This is a genomic window from Kitasatospora sp. NPDC048540, from assembly GCF_040651175.1.
Classification (GTDB): Bacteria; Actinomycetota; Actinomycetes; order Streptomycetales; family Streptomycetaceae; genus Kitasatospora.
Genome location: NZ_JBEZIR010000033.1, coordinates 16656 through 33626 on the forward strand (window position 1 = coordinate 16656; position 16971 = coordinate 33626).

17 protein-coding genes, 1 pseudogene and 1 riboswitch are annotated in these 16971 nt (G+C 73.4%); of the genes and pseudogenes, 12 read left to right on the forward strand and 6 right to left on the reverse strand.

The annotated features are described in order from the left end of the window. The first annotated feature begins 31 nt into the window (after nucleotides 1-31). Both AB0D08_RS15750 and AB0D08_RS15755 read left to right on the forward strand, forming a co-directional pair. The gene (locus tag AB0D08_RS15750; protein WP_033821130.1) at nucleotides 32-835 is read left to right on the forward strand and encodes a glycerophosphodiester phosphodiesterase; all 804 of its coding nucleotides are present in this window, start codon (nucleotides 32-34) and stop codon (nucleotides 833-835) included. Beyond that, on the forward strand, nucleotides 832-2235 hold the full coding sequence (locus AB0D08_RS15755) for an MFS transporter (protein WP_082526610.1): 1404 nt from the start codon (nucleotides 832-834) through the stop codon (nucleotides 2233-2235). The genes AB0D08_RS15750 and AB0D08_RS15755 overlap by 4 nt, the downstream gene beginning before the upstream one ends. 323 nt (nucleotides 2236-2558) lie before the next feature. Here the strand turns inward: AB0D08_RS15755 and AB0D08_RS15760 are convergent. Beyond that, nucleotides 2559-3038, reverse strand: a pseudogene (locus AB0D08_RS15760) (SDR family NAD(P)-dependent oxidoreductase); the annotation flags it as partial. A 152-nt stretch (nucleotides 3039-3190) separates the two neighbouring features. Beyond that, the gene (locus AB0D08_RS15765) at nucleotides 3191-4093 is read right to left on the reverse strand and encodes an AraC family transcriptional regulator (protein ID WP_359889153.1); all 903 of its coding nucleotides are present in this window, start codon (nucleotides 4091-4093) and stop codon (nucleotides 3191-3193) included. Nucleotides 4094-4235: 142 nt separating this feature from the next. Here AB0D08_RS15765 and AB0D08_RS15770 point away from each other — a divergent pair, with 142 nt between their 5' ends. From AB0D08_RS15770 to pntB, 4 genes are all read left to right on the forward strand, one after another. Further along, entirely contained in the window at nucleotides 4236-4553 is a 318-nt protein-coding gene (locus AB0D08_RS15770; protein WP_359889155.1) for an antibiotic biosynthesis monooxygenase, read from the forward strand. 126 nt (nucleotides 4554-4679) lie between these two features. Next, nucleotides 4680-5585: an alpha/beta hydrolase gene (locus tag AB0D08_RS15775; protein ID WP_359889247.1), complete on the forward strand. Its 906-nt coding sequence runs from the start codon at nucleotides 4680-4682 to the stop codon at nucleotides 5583-5585. Nucleotides 5586-5935: 350 nt separating this feature from the next. Next, nucleotides 5936-7513 carry a Re/Si-specific NAD(P)(+) transhydrogenase subunit alpha gene (locus AB0D08_RS15780; protein WP_359889158.1) on the forward strand — a complete coding sequence of 526 codons (1578 nt, stop codon included), beginning with the start codon at nucleotides 5936-5938 and terminating at the stop codon, nucleotides 7511-7513. Between the two features lie 6 nt (nucleotides 7514-7519). Continuing rightward, a complete protein-coding gene (gene pntB / locus AB0D08_RS15785) occupies nucleotides 7520-8983 on the forward strand; it encodes a Re/Si-specific NAD(P)(+) transhydrogenase subunit beta (RefSeq protein ID WP_033821124.1) in 1464 nt (487 codons plus the stop codon). Nucleotides 8984-9044: 61 nt separating this feature from the next. Here pntB and AB0D08_RS15790 read toward each other — a convergent pair whose 3' ends face one another. Continuing rightward, nucleotides 9045-9641 carry a class I SAM-dependent methyltransferase gene (locus AB0D08_RS15790; RefSeq protein WP_359889160.1) on the reverse strand — a complete coding sequence of 199 codons (597 nt, stop codon included), beginning with the start codon at nucleotides 9639-9641 and terminating at the stop codon, nucleotides 9045-9047. A 438-nt stretch (nucleotides 9642-10079) separates the two neighbouring features. Between AB0D08_RS15790 and AB0D08_RS15795 the strand changes: the two genes are divergently transcribed. The 3 genes from AB0D08_RS15795 to AB0D08_RS15805 all read left to right on the forward strand — a co-directional run bounded on the left by AB0D08_RS15795 (nucleotide 10080) and on the right by AB0D08_RS15805 (nucleotide 12551). Further along, nucleotides 10080-10253 (forward strand): hypothetical protein, encoded by a 174-nt coding sequence (locus AB0D08_RS15795; RefSeq protein WP_199520348.1) that lies wholly within the window; start codon nucleotides 10080-10082, stop codon nucleotides 10251-10253. A 9-nt stretch (nucleotides 10254-10262) separates the two neighbouring features. Beyond that, nucleotides 10263-10889: a hypothetical protein gene (locus AB0D08_RS15800; RefSeq protein WP_359889162.1), complete on the forward strand. Its 627-nt coding sequence runs from the start codon at nucleotides 10263-10265 to the stop codon at nucleotides 10887-10889. A gap of 120 nt (nucleotides 10890-11009) precedes the next feature. Next, on the forward strand, nucleotides 11010-12551 hold the full coding sequence (locus tag AB0D08_RS15805; protein WP_082526612.1) for a PTS transporter subunit EIIC: 1542 nt from the start codon (nucleotides 11010-11012) through the stop codon (nucleotides 12549-12551). Between the two features lie 26 nt (nucleotides 12552-12577). Here the strand turns inward: AB0D08_RS15805 and AB0D08_RS15810 are convergent, their stop codons facing one another. Together AB0D08_RS15810 and AB0D08_RS15815 are read right to left on the reverse strand one after the other, a co-directional pair. Next, entirely contained in the window at nucleotides 12578-13000 is a 423-nt protein-coding gene (locus tag AB0D08_RS15810; protein ID WP_359889165.1) for a hypothetical protein, read from the reverse strand. A 245-nt stretch (nucleotides 13001-13245) separates the two neighbouring features. Beyond that, nucleotides 13246-13725 (reverse strand): acyl-CoA thioesterase, encoded by a 480-nt coding sequence (locus AB0D08_RS15815; protein ID WP_051812705.1) that lies wholly within the window; start codon nucleotides 13723-13725, stop codon nucleotides 13246-13248. Between the two features lie 219 nt (nucleotides 13726-13944). Beyond that, nucleotides 13945-14098, reverse strand: a riboswitch (cobalamin riboswitch). 203 nt (nucleotides 14099-14301) lie between these two features. On the opposite strand from AB0D08_RS15815, the gene AB0D08_RS15820 reads away from it, so the two are divergent. Further along, nucleotides 14302-14706 carry a nuclear transport factor 2 family protein gene (locus AB0D08_RS15820; protein ID WP_051812703.1) on the forward strand — a complete coding sequence of 135 codons (405 nt, stop codon included), beginning with the start codon at nucleotides 14302-14304 and terminating at the stop codon, nucleotides 14704-14706. 75 nt (nucleotides 14707-14781) lie between these two features. On the opposite strand, the gene AB0D08_RS15825 is transcribed toward AB0D08_RS15820, so the two are convergent. Beyond that, nucleotides 14782-15384, reverse strand: a complete 603-nt coding sequence (locus AB0D08_RS15825) for a superoxide dismutase (protein WP_033821121.1) — start codon at nucleotides 15382-15384, stop codon at nucleotides 14782-14784. Between the two features lie 216 nt (nucleotides 15385-15600). Between AB0D08_RS15825 and AB0D08_RS15830 the strand changes: the two genes are divergently transcribed. Together AB0D08_RS15830 and AB0D08_RS15835 are read left to right on the forward strand one after the other, a co-directional pair. Continuing rightward, nucleotides 15601-15996 (forward strand): BlaI/MecI/CopY family transcriptional regulator, encoded by a 396-nt coding sequence (locus AB0D08_RS15830; RefSeq protein ID WP_233289071.1) that lies wholly within the window; start codon nucleotides 15601-15603, stop codon nucleotides 15994-15996. Continuing rightward, on the forward strand, nucleotides 15993-16940 hold the full coding sequence (locus AB0D08_RS15835) for a M56 family metallopeptidase (RefSeq protein WP_051812701.1): 948 nt from the start codon (nucleotides 15993-15995) through the stop codon (nucleotides 16938-16940). The genes AB0D08_RS15830 and AB0D08_RS15835 overlap by 4 nt, the downstream gene beginning before the upstream one ends. The last annotated feature ends 31 nt before the right edge of the window (nucleotides 16941-16971 follow it).

A 16971-nucleotide genomic window follows, 5' to 3' on the forward strand; every position in this document is an offset into this window, starting at 1 on the left:
GTACCTCTCCCCAGCAGCTCCGGAGCACCACATGCACCCCTTCCTCGACCACCCGGGGCCGCTCGCCTTCGCGCACCGGGGCGGTGACCTCGGCCACCCCGAGAACTCGCTCGCCGCGTTCGAGGCCGCCGTGGCCCTGGGGTACCGGTACCTGGAGACGGATGTGCACGCCACCAGCGACGGGGTGCTGGTGGCCTTCCACGACTCCCGCCTCGACCGGGTCACCGACCGCAGCGGCGCTGTGGCCGAGCTGCCGTGGGACACCGTCAGGCAGGCCCGGATCGGCGGGACCGAGCCGGTGCCGCTGCTGGAGGACCTGTTCGGGGCGTTCCCCACCGCGCGCTTCAACATCGACGTCAAGGCGGCCCCGGCCGTCGCGCCGCTGGTCGAGGCCGTCCGCCGGACCGACGCCTGGGACCGGGTCTGCGTCGGCGGCTTCTCCGACAGCCGGCTGGCCGCCGTCCGCGCCGCGGCCGGCCCCCGGCTGGCCACCTCGCTCGGCCCGCGCGAGGTGGCCCGGCTGCGGCTGCGCTCGCTGGCCGGGCCGCTGCTCCGGGGCCGGGGGCGGCCCTTCGCGGGCCTGTGCGCCCAGGTCCCGGAACGGCACAACGGTGTACGGGTGGTCGACCGGGCCTTCGTCCGCGCCGCCCACCGCCTCGGCCTGCAGGTCCACGTCTGGACCGTCGACGATCCCACCAGGATCCGGGCTCTGCTCGACCTGGGTGTGGATGGCATCATGGCCGATCGCATCGACGTCCTGCGGGACGTCCTGGACGAGCGCGGCTGCTGGACCGACAGCAGCACCGGCTCCAGCACGGAGACAGGAGCCCCATGAACACCACGGCCCCCTTGCCGGACCCCCTCCCGGACCAGCTGCCGGACAGCCCGGCGGCCGCCGACGACGGCCGTGCCCTGCGCCGGATGCAGTTCGGCTGGTACATCAACGACTGGGCCAACGCGGCCTTCTCGGCCACCGTCCTGACGGTGTTCCTCGGGCCGTACCTGACCACGGTGGCCAAGAACGCCGCCGACGCGTCCGGCGACGTGCACCCCTTCGGTCTGACGATCCGCGCCGGCTCGTTCTTCCCGTACACGGTCTCCTTCTCCGTCCTGATCTCGGTCGCGGTGATGCTGCTGACCGGGACGCTCGCGGACCGCACCGGGCGCCACAAGGAGCTGATGTGCGGCTTCGCCTACGTCGGCTCGCTCGCCACGATGGCGATGTTCTTCCTCGGCGGTGACCACTACCTCCTCGGTGGCGGGCTGCTGGTGGTCGCCAACATCGCGTACGCGGTCTCGGTCGCCCTCTCCTATGCCTACCTCCCGGGCCTGGCCTCCCCCGACGAGCGCGACGCCGTCTCCTCCAAGGGCTGGGCCTACGGCTACGCGGGCGGCGGTCTGCTGCTGATCGCCAACCTCGCGCTGTTCGAGGGCCACGACGCGCTCGGCCTGTCCACCGGCACCGCCGTGCGCATCTGCCTGGCCTCGGCCGGCCTGTGGTGGGCGCTGTTCACCATCGTCCCGCTGCTGCGCCTGCCCTCCCGGGCCGGTGCAGTCACCGGCCGCGCGGCGGCGGCCCCCGACCGGCCCGCCGCCGGCAGCCTGCGCGAACTCGCCCGCACCCTGCGCGGGATGCGCGAGTACCCGCTCACCCTGCTCTACCTGGGCGCCTTCCTCTGCTACAACGACGGCATCCAGACCGTCGTCTCGCAGGCCTCGCTCTACGGCAGCGAGGAGCTCGGCATGGGGCAGACCTCGCTGGTCGCCGCCGTGCTGATGGTCCAGATCGTGGCGATCGGCGGCGCGCTGCTGCTCGGGCGGATCGCCCAGCGGTACGGCGCCAAGCGGACCGTGCTGGGCTCGCTGGTCGGCTGGGTGATCACGCTGGCGCTCGGGTACTTCATGCCCGCCCACCAGCCCGCCTGGTTCTTCGCCCTGGCCTGCATGATCGGCCTCGTGCTCGGTGGCAGCCAGGCGCTCTCCCGTTCGCTGTTCTCCCACCTCATCCCGGCCGGGCGGGAGGCGGAGTACTTCAGCGTCTACAAGGTCAGCGACCGCGGCACCAGCTGGATGGGCCCGCTGGTCTTCGGCCTCGCCTACCAGATCACCGGCAGCTACCGCTCGGCGATCATCTCCCTGCTGATCTTCTTCGTGATCGGCTTCGCGGTGCTGGTCAAGGTGCCCGTGCGCCGCGCCATCGAGGCCGTCGGCAACCCCGTCCCCGAGCGGCTCTGACGGTTCTGCCACCAGGAACGGCCCGGACCGCGCTGGTCCGGGCCGTTCGTCGTATCACCTGGCCTGGGCGAGCCACAGCGCGTCGGGCCCGGCCGGGAAGCGCAGTTGCCCGGTGGTGTCGTGCGCGGCGCACCACACCGCCTCGGCGACATCCGTCTCGGTGGTGAACAGCTCCTGCGCCGTGAAGTCGGCCATCGCCCTCCGGCCCAGGCCGCGTACGGCGCCGGGACCAGTGCGTCCGGCGGGGTGCCGCCGGTCGCCCGCTGCGCGAAGTTGGTGGTCAGGCAGGCGCCCGGCTGGACGGTCCGCGCCCGGACGCCGAAGGGTGCGAGTTCGAGGGCGAGCGAGGCGGTGAACCCTTCGACGGCCATCTTGCTCGCCTTGTAGAGCGCGGAGAGCGGCATGTGGCCGAGCACGACGCTGGAGGTCACGTTGACCACCACGCCGCTGCCGCGCTCACGGAACCCGGGCAGGACCGCCTGGGTGGTGGCCATCACGCCGAAGGTGTTGGTCTCGAAGACCTCCCGCACCCGGGACATCGGGGTCCCCTCGAACACCCCGATCGCGGGGATGCCGGCGTTGTTGACCAGGACGTCCACCGGCCCGGCGGCCTCGACGGCGGCGGCGATGCTCTCCGGCCGGGTCACGTCGAGTCCGAGCACCCGCAGCCGCTCGGACTCCGGGAACAGGTCCGGGCGCGGGGTCCGCATCGTGGCGATGACCTTCCACCCCCGGTCGTGGAAGTACAGGGCGGTCTGCCGGCCGTAGCCGGACGAGGCACCGGTGATCAGGACGGTGTCCATCGGGAATCCTTCGGGATGAGGGGGTCCGTGATGCACGGTCGTGCTTCACGGGAGAACCAGTGATTCCAGTGAACCGCTCTGACCTGTGGCGATGACAGAACGATCCTCCCGCTCCCTTGCCCGATCCTCCCGTCCCCGGCTCCCGGCCGCACTCAGGGGAGCACAGCCGCCGGGGCCGGCCCGGCGTCCCGCAGCCGGGCCGCGTCCCGGCTCGGGGGCTCGCCGAACTGGCGGCGGTACTCACGGCTGAACTGCGAGGCGCTGTCGTAGCCGACCCGGCGGCCGACCCCGGTCACATCGCCCGGATGGGTGGCGAGCAGCAGCCGCGCCTCCTGGAGCCGGATCTGCTTCTGGAACTGGATCGGGCTCATCGCCGTCACCGACTGGAAGCTGCGGTAGAAGGCCGAGACGCTCAGTCCGGACAGCCGCGCCACGTCCTCGACCCGGAAGGGCTCGGCGTAGTGCTCGCGGATCCACCGCACGGCCCGGGAGACGTGGCTGAGTCCGCTGTCGGCCAGACCCAGCTGGCGTACGGTCGCCCCCTGCTCCCCCGTGATCAGCCGCCACAGGATCTCGCGTTTGGCCAGCGGCGCGAGCACCGCCCGGTCGCGCGGCCGGTCGAGCAGGCGCACCAGCCGGACCACCGCGTCGAGCAGGTCGGCCGGTGCGTCGGCGACGGCGATGCCGGACGGGGCGCCGCTGTCGCGGGGGAGGTCACCGGGCCCGGCCTGCAGCAGGAGTTCGGCGACGGCGGACGGCTCGAGGAGCAGGCCGAACCCCAGCGCCGGGTGCCCTGGGCCGATCCGGGTGAACTGCCCGGTGACGGGCAGGTCGACGGAGGCGACCAGGTACTGCCCGGCGCCGTACTCGTAGACCCGGTCGCCGAGCGCCAGCCGTTTGGCGCCCTGGGCGATCACCGCGAGGACGGTGCCGGACATGGCGGGGGCCGGGGGATCCGACCGGTCGACCCTGGAGAGCAGTACGCCGTCGATGGCGGTGGTCGCGTCGGGCCGGGCGTGACGCGCCACCAGGGTGCGGAGTTCGTCGAGGGACATGCCCCCATTGCAGCACCGCCCCGCGCCCGATTCCCGAGGGCGCGAGGATCGTGCAAGGACCGGCGAGCATCGTTCTAACGTCTGTGCAGGTCAGGCCGGTTGACTGGAGTCACCCCACTCCACCACCGGAAGGACCGATCCGATGAGCGTCACGTACGGCTTCCACGCCACCATGACCGCCGCACCGGGCCGGGGCGGCCGCCTGGTCGACCTGCTGCTGACCGGGCTGGACGAGGGCAGCCCCGGCGCCGACGAGCACTGCCTGGTCTACCTCGTCTCGCGGTCGGCCACCGACCCCGACCGGGTCCACGTCGTCGAGGGGTGGACCAGCGAGGAGGACCACCACCGGGTGTTCGCCAGCCGGGCGGCGCAGGCGATCGTCGCTCTGGTCGGCGAACTGCTGTCCGGGGAGCCCGAGTTCACCGACCAGGTCCCGGTGCGCGGCAAGGCCGCGGCCTGACCTCCCCGGGCACCGCACCCCTCGCCTCCCCCTCGCACCCCCCTCGAACCGAAAGGCCCCGCGACCGTGAACCCCGGCAGCACCCGCCCCGCCCTCGACCCCGAGCTGCGTGAACTCCTCGACGGCATGCCCCTGATGACCGAACTGGACCCGGACCTGCTGGCCCGGCTGCGCCAGGACCCCGCCGCCCCCGTCGAGTCACTGCTCGCCCACCGGCAGGTCCAGCGGCGGGAGTTCACCGTACCCGGCGCGGACGGCGCACCGCTCCCACTGACCGTCCTCGCCCCCGCCGGCGACGGCCGCCCCGCCGCCGCTCCGTGCGTCTACTGGCTGCACGGCGGCGGGATGGTGATGGGCGACCGCTTCTCGCAGCTCGACATCCCGCTGGAGTGGCTCGACGAGTTCGGCGCGGTGGTGGCCACGGTCGACTACCGGCTCGCGCCGGAGAGCGGCGGCACCTCGCTCGTCGAGGACTGCTACCAGGGGCTGCGCTGGCTCGTCGGGCACGCCGGCGAACTCGGCATCGACCCCGCCCGGATCATCGTCGCGGGCGCCAGCGCGGGTGGCGGCCTCGCCGCCGGCGTCGCCCTGCTCGCCCGCGACCTCGGCACCCCCGCCATCGCCGCACAGGTCCTGATCTGTCCGATGCTCGACCACCGCAACACCAGCACCTCCAGCCGTCAGTTCTCCGGCGTGCCCGGCGTCTGGACCAGCGAGATGAACGAGTTCGCGTGGCGGGCGGTCCTCGGCGACACCCCCGCCGAGGAGGTGTCCCCGTACGTCTCCCCCGCCCGCGCCGACGACCTCGGCGGCCTGCCCGCCGCCTATGTCGACACCGGCTCCGCCGAGGTGTTCCGCGACGAGGACACCGCCTACGCCACCCGGATCTGGGCCGCCGGCGGGCACGCCGAACTCCATGTGTGGGCGGGCGGCTTCCACGGTTTCGACGCCCTCCACCCCGGGGCGCAGATCTCGGCCACGGCCCGCCGTACCCGAACCGCCTGGCTCGCCCGGCAGCTGCGCCGGATGTGACGTATACGCACCTGGCCCCGTATCCCGGGCCGGTCCCGCGCCGCCGGACGGGCCGTCATCCCGTCCGGCGCACCTCCGAGGTGACCGACCCGCACCCTGGCCCGGGGGACGACCGCCCCTGCCCCGCCCGGTCCGGGAGCCCTCCAGTGCGGCGACCGGGACCGCTCGACCCGGCACCCCCATCGTCGCCCCACCGGGCCTCGCGCACTCACTCAGTGAGGCTAATCACTGCCTCGCGGTCTCGGCCCCGGACGCCGGGGCGGTGTACGTTCCTGCGACCAGCGGGTGGAGCACCCACCGCTGCCGCAGATGCCCGGTCAGCAGCGCCTCCGACGAGAGAGACACCAGACATGTCTGCACAGGTCCCGACCCATCACCCACCCCAGCGCATCGGCGTGGTCGCCGAGTCGTCGTCCGGGGAGACCCGCGTCGCCGCGACACCCGCGACGGTGCGGCAGTTGCTCGACCTCGGCTACCAGGTCGTCGTCGAGTCGGAGGCCGGCGCGGCCTCCGGATTCACCGACGGGGCCTACACCGAGGCCGGCGCGACCATCGGCGACGCCTGGACGGCCGACGTGGTCCTCAAGGTCAACGCGCCGTCGGGCGGCGAGATCGACCGGCTGCGCGCGGACGCCACCGTCGTCGGGCTGCTCACGCCCGCGCAGCGCCCCGAACTGGTGGAGCAGCTGTCCGCGCGGGGCGTCACGGCGCTCGCGCTGGACGCCGTCCCGCGGATCTCCCGGGCCCAGTCGATGGACGTGCTCAGCTCGATGGCCAACATCGCCGGGTACCGGGCGGTGATCGAGGCGGCCCACGTGTTCGGACGCTTCTTCACCGGCCAGGTCACCGCCGCGGGCAAGGTGCCGCCGGCGAAGGTCCTGGTGGCGGGGGCCGGTGTGGCCGGGCTCGCGGCCATCGGCGCGGCGTCCAGTCTGGGCGCGATCGTCCGCGCCACCGATCCGCGGCCCGAGGTCGCGGACCAGGTCCGGTCGCTGGGCGGCGAGTACCTGGCCGTGAACGTCGTCCAGGAGGCGAGCACCGACGGCTACGCCAAGGCGACCTCCGCGGACTACGACCGTGCCGCCGCCGCGCTCTACCACGAGCAGGCCGCGGACGTGGACATCATCGTCACCACGGCGCTGATCCCCGGCCGCCCCGCCCCGCGGCTGGTCACGGCCGCGGACGTGGCGGCGATGAAGCCGGGCAGCGTCATCGTCGACATGGCCGCCGCCCAGGGCGGCAACGTCGAGGGCACCGTGCCCGGCCGGGCGGTGGTCACCGACAACGGCGTCACCATCATCGGCTACACCGACCTGGCCGGCCGGCTGGCCACCCAGGCCTCGCAGCTGTTCGGCACCAACCTGGTGAACCTGCTGAAGCTGCTGACCCCCGGCAAGGACGGCCGGCTGGTCATCGACTTCGAGGACGTGGTCCAGCGGGCCGTGACGGTGGTCCGGGCCGGCGAGGTCACCTGGCCGCCGCCGCCGGTCGCCGTGTCGGCGGCCCCGGCCGCCGCGCCCGCGGCCGCCGCCGCGCCGGTGGCGGCGAAGGAGTCCCGGCTCACCCCCGCGGTCCGGTTCGGCCTGATCGGCCTGATCGGCCTGGGGATGCTCGCCGTCTTCCTGGTGATCGCCTTCGCGCCGACCCAACTCGCCGAGAACTTCACGGTGTTCGCGTTGGCGGTGGTGATCGGCTACTACGTCATCGGCAAGGTGCACCACGCGCTGCACACCCCGCTGATGTCGGTGACCAACGCGATCTCCGGGATCGTGGTGATCGGAGCGCTGGTGCAGATCGGGCACGAGAGCTGGATCGTGACCGCGCTGTCGTGCGTCGCCGTGCTGCTGACGAGCGTGAACATCTTCGGAGGCTTCGCCGTCACCCGCCGCATGCTGAGCATGTTCTCGACTGCCCCCGAAAGGCGCTGAGCCCCGATGACTACCACCACGGCCTCCCACGCCGCGGACCTGGTCGCCGCCCTGCTGTTCATCCTCAGCCTCGCCGGGCTCTCCCAGCACCGGACCTCGCGGGCCGGAGTCGTCTACGGCATCGCCGGCATGGCCCTCGCGCTGGTCGCCACCATCGTGCTGGCGGCGCAGAGCATCACCGCGGGCGCGGTCGCCCTGATCGTCCTCGCGATGGTGCTCGGCGGCGCGGCGGGCCTGTGGCGGGCGCGGCGGGTCGAGATGACGCAGATGCCCGAACTCATCGCCGTCCTGCACAGCTTCGTCGGCCTCGCCGCCGTCCTGGTCGGCTGGAACGGCTACCTGGAGGTCGAGGCGCACGGCTCGGCCCAGACGCTGGTCTCCGCCGACCTGCTGGGCATCCACCACGCCGAGGTCTTCATCGGCATCTTCATCGGCGGGGTCACCTTCACCGGCTCGATCGTGGCCTTCCTCAAGCTGTCCGCCCGGATCGCCTCCCGCCCGCTGACGCTGCCCGGCAAGAACATCCTCAACCTGGGCGCACTGGCCGCGTTCGCGGGGCTCACCGCCTGGTTCACCGCCGGCCCCGGCCTGGGGCTGATGGTCGCGGTGACCGTGCTGGCGCTGCTGCTCGGCTGGCACCTGGTCGCCTCGATCGGCGGCGGCGACATGCCCGTCGTCGTGTCGATGCTGAACAGCTACTCGGGGTGGGCCGCGGCCGCCGCCGGGTTCCTGCTCGACAACAACCTGCTGATCGTCACCGGGGCGCTGGTCGGCTCCTCCGGCGCGTACCTGTCGTACATCATGTGCCGGGCGATGAACCGCTCCTTCATCTCGGTGATCGCCGGCGGGTTCGGCATCGAGGCGCCGTCGGGCGGCGACGAGGAGCAGGGCGAGCACCGCGAGGTCCGCGCCGAGGAGGCCGCGGGGCTGCTGGCGCAGGCCCGGTCCGTGGTGATCACCCCCGGCTACGGCATGGCGGTGGCCCAGGCGCAGCACCCGGTGGCGGAGCTGACCCGGCGGCTGCGCGAGCGCGGGGTGGAGGTCCGCTTCGGCGTCCACCCGGTGGCCGGGCGCCTGCCGGGACACATGAACGTGCTGCTGGCCGAGGCGAAGGTGCCGTACGACATCGTCCTGGAGATGGACGAGATCAACGACGACTTCGGCAAGACCGACGTCGTCCTGGTCATCGGCGCCAACGACACCGTCAACCCGGCCGCCACCGACGACCCGACCAGCCCGATCGCCGGGATGCCGGTGCTGCGGGTGTGGGAGGCGGAACAGGTGATCGTCTTCAAGCGCTCGATGGCGTCCGGCTACGCGGGCGTGCAGAACCCGCTGTTCTTCCGCGAGAACAGCACCATGCTCTTCGGGGACGCCAAGCAGAGCGTGGACGCCATCCTCCAGGCCCTCCCCGGCGACGCCCGGACCACCACCGACCGGCCCGTCCGCCAGCACACCACGGCCGGCTAGACCGGGAGCCCCTTCCCACCGGACCGCCCGGGCCCCGCGCCCGGGCGGTCCGTTCGCGTTCTCAGGGCCGCCTGGTGCCGATCACGGTGGACAGGTCGGCGGCGAGCCGGACCTCGGTGGCGAGGAGCGCGGGATGCTCCAGCCAGGCCAGCCGGGCACCGTCCGGCCTGCCCTCGTGCACCGGGGGCCACGCGGTCAGCGGTGTGAAGTCGTCGATCACGATCGAGCCGCCGGGCGTCAGCAGGCGCTCGGGATCCGCGGCGGCGCCCTGCTTGCCGTTGCCCCCGCCGTCGACCACCAGCAGGTCGAAGGGGCCGTGGCTGTGGACGGCCGTCCAGTCACCGTGGACGATCTCCACCCCGGGTACGCCGGCGAACAGCTCGGACGTCAGCTCCACCAGCCGGCGGTCCCGCTCCACGCTCACCACCCGCACCCCCCGCCGCCGCCCGGCGATCAACCAGGCCAGGCCGACACCGCACCCGGTACCCGTCTCCCCGATGCGCTCCCGCGCGCCCGAGGCCAGGGCGGACAGCAAGCGCCCCTGCTCCGGCCGGCAGGACTTGGTGAACCCGATCCGCCGCGCGAGGTCCACCGCCTTCACGACCAGTGCGGGCAGGTCGGCCTCTCCCGCATACCTGTCAGTGCCTCGGACCGACACCGTGCCACCCCTTCCCCCGGGCACCAGGACGACGCGCCCGGCCGAGCCACCGTACGCGACGTCCCGGCCCGCGGGTGCCGGTCCGCGGATGCCGGTCTGCGGGTGCCGTCGCGACGGATTCCGAATTTTCGGAAATTTCTCCATCTGCCCAGCTCAGGGTAGGTACACGGCTGCCGCTGAGGGCTCGGCTCACGGTGGGTGATGGGGGTCTGCTGCGGATTTCGTGCACACTGGGGATCGGGCCGCTGATGTCCCGCCCCTCCGGCCGGCGGCACCGTACCGACGGTGCCGGCCCGGACCGACTCCCTTGCCGGCCTTCGATCACCGGCAGGTCTCCACTGGCTCACCCGCCGCAGGAGATCCGGTGCCCGGCCACACGTCGCCGCGCACACCGCGACATCGACCCAAGTGATACCGCTCTACCGAGGAACATCACCCATGACCCACGGAGCCCACCCCCTCGCTCCCGCCCCTCACGCCGACATCGACCAGGCCCGCCACTGCGCCGACTGCCGCGGCTGGGGAACCGTGATCACCCCCGACGGCCGCCACGAACTGTGCCCCGCCTGCCAGCGCCCCGAAGAGACGGACTCGTCGGCCGTACGGGCCTGATCTGCGGACATGGCGATCAACGGCTTCGCGGCCACCGAGTTCCAGCTGGTGCTGCTGCGCCGGATGGCCGACTTCCACCCGGAGCTGGTGGAACGGGCGGTGCACCGGCTCGGAGCGAGCCGCGGCGACCTCCGTGAGGCGAACAAGCGCTGGCAGGCGATGATCCGGTCGAGCCGCTTCCCGTACGGCGCCCGCCGCTACGCAGCGGTGCTCGGCCCACCCGAGGCGGTCCTCCCCCGCCGCATCGGCGACCTCGACTGCACGGCGCAGCACTGGGAACTCCCGCTCTGGCCCGGCCTGCGCTTCGAGATCCTGCTCGGACCGGCCGGTGCGGGGTCCCCGCCATGGAACGAATGGCTGGTCCGCGCTCCGGGGGTCCCGGCGCCGGCGCTGCGCACGCTCGCGGACCTGACCCCGTGGAGCTGCGTCGTCTCGGACGTCGCGGCGGCCTTCCCGCCGGCCGTACCGCGCGAGGGCAGTGCGCCGACCCGGTGGCAGCTCGACCTCACCGCACCCGACGCGGGCGGGCGGCCGCGCCCTTGCACCGCGGACTTCACCTGGGGCCTCCTCCAGGAGGTACGCGTCCACGGGGTACGCGCCGACTCCACCGGCGAGGCGGCTGCGCCGATCGGATGAACCCCGGCACCGCGCGCCGGGTCCCCACCTCGCCCCCGGGGTCACGGGTCCCGCGACACGACCGCGGAGCCGGCCCGGCGCAGCACGGGAGGCGAGGCCGGGAGCGCCATCCTGGTGATCATGTCCGACGACAAGCACCGTGCCACCGCCGAGGCCGTCCTCCCGCTCGTCGGGGGCGCCGCCAACATCCACTCCGTCGCACACTGCATGACCCGGCTGCGGCTCGGCCTGCGCGACCGGTCCCTGGTGGACGAGGAGCGGCTCCGTGCCCTTCCGGCGGTTCTGGGCGTCGTCGAGGACGACACGTATCAGATCGTGCTCGGCCCGGGCGTCGTCTCCTGTGTGACACCCGAGCTCCGGGCCCTGCTCGACGGAGCCCCGCCCGACGGGGCCCTGTCCGGCGGGCGGCAGGACCACGGGAACCCCGGTGCCGAGCCCCCTGTCGGTGCCGGGGAGCTGGCCCGGCGGGGCGCGGCGATCAGGGCGCGGGCCGGTGCCGGGCGGGCGACGCCGGTCAGGCTGGTGCTCGGCCGGATCGCGAACGTCTTCGTCCCGCTGATCCCCGCGCTGATCGGTTGCGGCATCGTGGCCGCCGTCAACGGCGCGCTCGTCAACCTCGGGTGGGCCCCCGCGCTGGTGCCTGCCCTCACCGCGATCTCCGCGGGGTTCATGTCCCTGCTCACGGTCTTCGTCGGCTACAACACCGCGAAGGAGTTCGGCGGCACACCCGTGCTGGGCGGTGCCGTGGCCAGTGTGATCGTGTACGCGGGGGTCTCCAAGGTGGAGGTGCTCGGCCACCAGCTCGTACCGGGCCGGGGCGGGGTGATCGGGGCGCTCGCCGCCGCCCTGCTGGCGGTGCAGGTCGAACGGTGGACCCGGCGGGTGATGCCCGACGGCCTCGACGTCCTGCTCACCCCGACGGTCACCGTGCTGGTCACCGGCCTAGTGACGCTGTTCGGCCTGATGTTCGTGGCGGGCGAGGTCTCCTCGGCGATCGGCGATCTCGCCACCTGGCTGCTGGCCCACGGTGGTGCGCTGGCGGGGCTGCTGCTCGGGGGTCTGTTCCTCCCCCTGGTGATGTTCGGCCTGCACCAGGCGCTGATCCCGATCCACACCACGCTGATCCAGCAGCACGGCTCCACCGAGCTGCTGCCGATCCTCGCCATGGCCGGGGCCGGGCAGGTCGGCTGCGCAGTGGCCGTCCTCCTGCGGCTGCGGGGCAACACCTCGGTCAGGGCGACCATCAGGTCCGCGCTCCCGGCGGGCCTGCTCGGCGTCGGCGAGCCGCTGATCTACGGGGTGTCGCTCCCGCTCGGGCGCCCGTTCGTCACGGCCTGTCTCGGCGGAGCCTGCGGCGGGGCCGTCGTCGGGCTGCTGGGGCAGCTCGGTGCCACCGTCGGCGCGACCGCCATCGGGCCCTCCGGCTGGGCGCTCTTCCCCCTGCTGACCGGCTCACGCGGGTTCCTGGTGAGCGCGGCCGTCTACGCCGCGGGCCTGGCGACCGGATACACCACCGGCCTGCTGGCCACCTACTACTTCGGCTTCACCCGGGAGATGCTCGACGAACTCGGCGCCGTCCCGCCGCCCCACGGCCCAGCCACCGGGACCGGCACCCCCGCCGCGGAGGCCGCCCGCGACGCACCGGCGGTCCCGAAGCCGTAGCGACGGCTCCGCGCCGGGGCGTCCGGTCAGCAGTGGCAGAGGAGTTGGGCGGTCAGCGCGTCCTCGGGAAGCTCGCGCAGGTAGGCGTCGGCGAGCCGCCAGTACGCGTCCGGCTCGGACTCCTCGGGGCGGGGAGTGCCGAGGGAGCGCACGTTCCAGGGGTCGGCCCACTGTCCGTCGAGGGTCAGCAGTGCGTAGGTGGGCACGGCCGTGGCCGCCGCACGCTCGACGAAATCGCGCTCGCCGCAGGCGAAGAGGGCAACGGGGTCCTGGGTCAGGTAGCTGTTCGGGTAGTGCCGGTCGCCGCCCCCGATCGCGTACTGGGCGAGCGCCTGGACCAGGGGCTGGGCGAGGTGCTCGCGCTTGGCCCGGTCGGCCGGTGGACGAGCCGGGCATCCCCCGCGTACTCGGGCCGGACGACCAGGTTGTCGTAGCTGGATATCTGCCACCCGTCCCATTCACCCTGCGGGTTGTACCCGTCCTCCCTGGTAGCCGGGTCGATGTTCTGGTCGAACGGACGCATGGCGGTGGCGATGGCGGAGACCGGATCCTCCACGGCGTCCGGGGGGAGACTGACCGTCACTCTGAACTTCGCCATGCTTCCTCCATGATCATCCGGCCGGGCGCGGGCCAGGATACAGCGACCGGGCCCGGGCCGCCGCGCGGATCTGGCGGCCCGGGCAGGTGGCGGGGGTCAGTCGGCGGCGTTCCTCATCCGCCGGGTGCGGCGCTCGCGGGCCAGGCGTTCGCGGCGCTGTTCGGCGGCGCCCTCCGGCAGCAGGACCGGTACCCGGTGCGGCTGCCCGTCCGCGTCGACGGCGACGAAGACCAGCTGAGCCGTCGCCACCCTGGTCACCGGCCCGGTGAGGTTCCAGCGTTCGGCCGTCACCACCACCGAGACGTCCATGGAGGTCCGGCCGGCGTGGTCGACCCGGGCACGGACCGTCAGGAGGTCACCGGCCCGGACCGGCGCGAGGAAGGACATCTCCTCCACCGAGACGGTGACCGCGGGCACGCCGGCGTGCCGGCCGGCGGCAGCGGCCGCGGCGTCGTCGATCAGCTTCATCACCACACCGCCGTGCACCGTCCCGTAGAGGTTGGTGTCGTGCTCGCTCATGATGTGCGCGAGGGTGACCGCCGAGTCGGCCGGCGTCCGGGAGACGGCAGGGGGCATCGTCACGGCGCCATCACCCCGCCGCCCGTCGGCGCGACGGCGGTCGCGGCCCTGGTGGCACGCCGGTGGTAGGGCTGCTTCACGGAACTCTCCTTCGCGAGTTCGTGAGCCCCGGGTGCGCGAAGGAGCAGGAGGTACGGGATCGCCGTCCCTCCCTGCCGCCGACCCGCCCTCGGGGTCCGGTGAGACCGCGGACCACTGCGGTCCACGGGCAGCGGCAGGTCTTCGGACTCGCGGGCGCGCCCAGCCCTGTGAAGGGCGGACACCTACTGGCCGTCGCTTCCCGGGCCCGCTACGGGCCCAGTGCGTATGACGGCGGTCGTTCCCGCTCACCGCTGCGGGGCAGTCCCGGATTCCCACCGGGTTCCCTCTTGCGACGCGCCTGCCTGGCGGACAGGGCGAACCAGCTGCGCAGGCCACTCTACGGTCGTCGCCGCAGATCAGAACCACCGGGCAGGGCCCGTGACGAGCACCCTGCGGGACGCCGTGCGGCACGGCCGGCGCCGGAAGGCGGCGGGGACGTCCTCGCTCCTAGCATGGAACGAGACGGCGGCCCCGACCGAGGTGAGGTGTCCGGTGAACGAGCAGAGCATGATCGAGACGATCAGATCGGTCTACGAGGCCTTCGGCAGCGGCGACCTGCCGGGGATCCTGGCCAGACTGGACGACGACGTCGACTGGGCCTCGGAGACCACGTCGACCGCGGCCCCCTGGTACGGCGTGCGGCACGGGAAGGCCGAAGTGGCCGAATTCTTCGAGCAGTTCGGTTCGACCATGGCGGTGCAGGAGTTCATCCCGGTGTCCTTGGCCGCGAACGACAGCGACGTCCTGAGCGTGGTGCGGATGCGGGCCGAACACCGGGCCAGCGGCCGGGTCCTGGCGATGGACCTGCACCACCGTTTCACCTTCCGCGACGGGAAGATCGTCTACTACCGCGGCACCGAGGACACCGCCCAGACCGAGGCCGCCTTCCGGTCCTGACGGCCGGCTCCGCCGTACGAGGCGACGCCCCGGCCGGGGCGCCCGGTGCGAGCGGGCGCCCCGGCGGACGGTCCGTCAGGCGTTCTTGGCGGCGGCGAACCGGGCGGCGACGTCGTTCCAGTTGACGACGTCCCAGAGCTTGGTGACGTAGTCCGGGCGGACGTTCCGGTACTGCAGGTAGTAGGCGTGCTCCCAGGCGTCGAAGGCCAGCAGCGGGGTGGTGCCCTGGCCGACGTTGCCGTGGTGGTCGTAGACCTGCTCGACGATCAGGCGCTTGCCGAGCGGCTCCCAGGACAGGATGCCCCAACCCGAGCCCTGGACGCCGACGGTGGCGGTGGTGAGCTGCTTCCTGAACGCCTCGAAGCCGCCGAAGTGCTCCTCGATCGCGGTGCCCAGCTCACCGTCGGGACGGTCACCGCCGTCCGGGGAGAGGTTCTCCCAGAACAGCGAGTGCAGCACGTGGCCCGACAGGTGGAACGCCAGCGTCTTCTGCAGGCCCACCAGGCCGCCGAACTGCTCCTTGTCGCGGGCCTCGGCCAGCTGCTCAAGGGTGTCGTTGGCGCCCTTGACGTAGGCCGCGTGGTGCTTGGAGTGGTGCAGCTCCAGGATCTCGGCGGTCATCGCCGCCTCGAGCGCGGAGTAGTCGTACGGCAGATCGGGAAGTGAGTACGCGCCCATCGGGACACAGTTCCTTTCAACGGTGACGGTGGTGCCGGCCCCACACTATTGCGTGTTACTTGCAACTGCTAACACAATGCTCCAGCATCGCGCCTGCGGGCCCGTCGGGCGGCCCCGCATCCCGCCGTAACCCCGCAGCGCCCGACCTGCCCCTCCCGGGCAGTGGGATGATGAGGCGACCTTGAGGTGCAGACCGGGCCGAGGTGCCGGGTGCGGGTGGAGAACGGGAGTGTGACGGTGGACGAGGCCGGGGAGAGGCGCCCGCACGGCGAGCTCGTCGCCGAGGTCCTGGCGGTCCTGTGGTCGGCTTCCGGGCCGTTGACGCCGGTGGAGGTGAACAGCGCAATCGGCCGGGGCCTGGCGAGGACGACGGTGACGACCATCCTGACCCGGCTGTGCGAGAAGGGGACAGTGGTGCGGATCCGCTCCGGGCGCGGGTTCGCATACTCGCCCGCGGACGACGCCGCCGGGCTGGCCGCGGGCCGGATGCGCCGGGAGCTGGAGCGGGAGCCGCAGCGCGACCTGGTGCTGAAGCGCTTCGTCTCCTCGCTCTCCGAGGACGACGAGGACCTGCTGCGCCGCCTGCTGCTGGACGCCGGGGACGACCGGTGATCCTCGCCCTGGTGCCGGTCGGGCTGGCACTGGCACTCCCCTGGTGCGCGGCGCCGGCCGTGCGCCGGCTGGCGGCGCTGCTGGCGCCCCGCCAGGCGTCGGTGGTGCTCGCGGGCGCCGGGGCGCTGCTCGCCGGAGGTACGGTCGCGGCGCTGGTCGGCCTGTTCCATGTGCCGTTCCTCGCGCGGCTGGAGCGGATCCCGCTGCACACGGTGGCGGCCGCCTGGCCGCTGGTGCTGCCGGTGTCCGCCGTGGCGGGCGTGGTGCTCGCCGTTCAGGCGGTGGTGCTGGTCCGGCGCTGGTGCGAGCACCGGCGCCTGCTCGACCGGGCCTGGGCCTCGGTCCGGGGCGCGGCCCCGGACGGCGATGTGCTGGTGGTCCGGGGTTCGGCTCCGGAGGCGTTCGCGCTGCCCGGGTTCCGTGGGCGCGGAGGGCGGGTCGTGGTCACGACCGGGATGCTCGGTGCGCTCGGCCCGGCGGAGCGGGAGGTGCTGTTCGCCCACGAGCGGACGCACCTGGCCGGGCGGCACCACCTGCTGTCGGTGATCGCCTACCTGGCGGCCGCGGTCCACCCCGCGCTGCGCCCGCTCCGCCCCGACCTCGACTTCCACCTGGAGCGGTGGGCGGACGAGACGGCGGCCGCGGCGGTGGACAGCAGGAAGCGTGCCGCCACCGCGATCGCGCGGGCTGCGCTGGCGGCCGCCCCGGCCGGCCAACCGCCCAGGGGTCTCGGGGCGTTGGCGTCGGTGGGCAGCGGGCCGGTGCCGCGGCGGGTCCAGGCGCTGCTGGCGGCGGCGCCCTCGGGGCCCGGCGGCCGGCGCGGGAGAGCCGCGGTGGCCGGCCTGGGGGCGGCGGTCGTGGTGTCGGCGCTCATGGGTCTGCTGCTGGCGTACGGGCTGCACGAGTACGTGGAGCTGGCCGCGGCGGGGTTGCGGGGGGCCTGACCGGCGCGGATGACGACATCGTTGTAGACCG